This window comes from Snodgrassella sp. W6238H11 (assembly GCF_016100525.1).
GTDB classification, from domain to species: Bacteria; Pseudomonadota; Gammaproteobacteria; order Burkholderiales; family Neisseriaceae; genus Snodgrassella; species Snodgrassella alvi.
The window spans coordinates 1-2,129 of sequence record NZ_JACFSH010000017.1; the positions used below are offsets into that span (position 1 = coordinate 1).

Sequence of the window (2,129 nt, forward strand, 5' to 3'; positions counted from 1 at the left end):
AGCATGCTGCAGGACCGTAACGACAACCAGTTACTTATCTACCGCGATTCCCATAGCCGCATCGTCGAAATTGCCGATAACGACAACGTCGCCCGCATCAGCCTGCACTATCAGGATCAACGCCATCCGCAGCGCGTGACCGAAATCCGCCAAGAGCTGAGCGACGGCAGCAGCCGCTTACTGAACCGTTACCAGTACACCGAACAGGGTGACCTGCAACAGGTCTTTGATGCCGAGAACCGCCAGACCCGCGAATTTGCCTACAACAGCGACCGGCGCATGATCTACCACCGCCTGCCCACTGGCTTGCAGTGTTATTATCAGTGGAGCTACTTCAGCACAGCAGATGCAGAGACCGCATGGCGAGTAACCCGGCACTGGAGCGAAGCCGACGGTCAGCGACTGGAAGACTATCACTTCCATTATGATTTAGATAAACGTCTGACCACAGTAGAGGACAGCCTCGGCCGCATCAGCAAATATTACTGCAACGAATACTATCAGGTTACCCGCTACACCGATGCCCTCGGACAAAGCTGCGAATTAGAGTGGGATGATTACCAGAGGCTGGCCTGCATAACCGATCAGCAGGGCGGACAATGGCGCTACAGCTACGATGCACAGGGCCGGTTAACCGAAGAAACCGACCCGCTGGGCAGAACTACCCAGACTCAGTGGCTGCCGCACTGGGCGCTGCCGACCATCAGCGTCGACCCCGACGGCAGCAGCTGGCGCTATTACTACGACGAGCGCGGTAACCTGCTCACCGTCACCGACCCGTTACAGCAGCATACCCGCTACCAGTACGACCGGCACGGACAGGTTGTCTGCATCACCGATGTACGCGGCGGCAACAAACACCTGCGCTGGAACGAAAACGGCCAGCTTATCCAGCATGTAGACTGTTCCGGCTCCATCACCCATTTCTATTACAATACCGCTGGTAACCTCACCAGCATCACCAATGCCATCGGTAACAGTAGCAAATACCAGTACAACGCAGCCGGCCAGCTCATTGGCGCCACCCTACCGGACGGACGGCAGGAACACTACAGCGTCAATGCCGCCGGCCAGCTGCAGAGCTATACCGATCCGGCCGGTCACACCACCCGCTACCGCCGTGACCAGCGCGGGCTGGTACATACCCGCATCGATGCTGCCGGCCGTCAGCTCGGCTTCAGCTACGACGCCTACGGACGCCTCACCGCCCTGACCAACGAAAACGGCGAACAGTACCGGTTTCAGTATGATGCCGGCGACCGCCTGACCGAACAGACCGATCTGGACGGACGCAGACAGCAGCTAAGCTACGACCCGCTCGATAACGTCAGCAGCGTGCGTTTTGCAGCCGGCAGCCCCCATCAGATCGAACACCGCTTCAAACGCGATGCCATTGGCCGCCTAACCGGCAAACACACCCCGGACGGCACCACCGCCTATCAGTATGACAAAGCCGGCAATCTGCTCAGAGTCGGCTTTAAAGCTGCCGGTTTACCGCCGGAAGCCGAAACGGAACTGATCAGCTTCAGCTACGACATAATGGGCAATCTGCTGAGCGAAACCACTGCACAGGGTATTCTGCAGCATCAGTATGACAAACTGGGCAACCGCATTGCCACCACCCTACCGGACGGACGTACCATCAACAAACTGTATTATGGTTCCGGCCATCTGCACCAGATTAACCTGGACGGCCAGATTATCAGCGACATCGAGCGCGACCACCTGCACCGGGAAACCCTGCGCAGCCAGGGCAGAATGAATACCAGTTTTCAATACGACCGCACCGGCCGCCTGACCGGCAAACAGACCAGCCGTCCGGGAGCGGGCATCCTGCCGGATATCATACTGGACCGCAGCTACAGCTACGACAATCTGGACCGGCTGGCAGGCAGAAAACACAACCGGCAGGGACAGAGTGATTACCGCTACGACGTAACCGGACGCATCGAAAGCTGCCGCAACGAATCCTACTGGGAAACCCTGCAATACGATGCTGCGGCTAACCTGCTGGACAGCAAATACAGAGAAGACTACAGCAACTACAACCTGATTCGCTGTAACCAGCTCCTGCATTTCAGAGGACACCACTACCGCTACGACGAGCACGGCAGAACTGCCAGCAAACA

1 pseudogene is annotated in these 2,129 nt (G+C 57.7%); it reads left to right on the forward strand.

Annotation, left to right across the window (positions count from 1 at the left end):
* Positions 1-2,129, forward strand: a pseudogene (locus tag H3V00_RS11280) (RHS repeat protein); the annotation flags it as partial.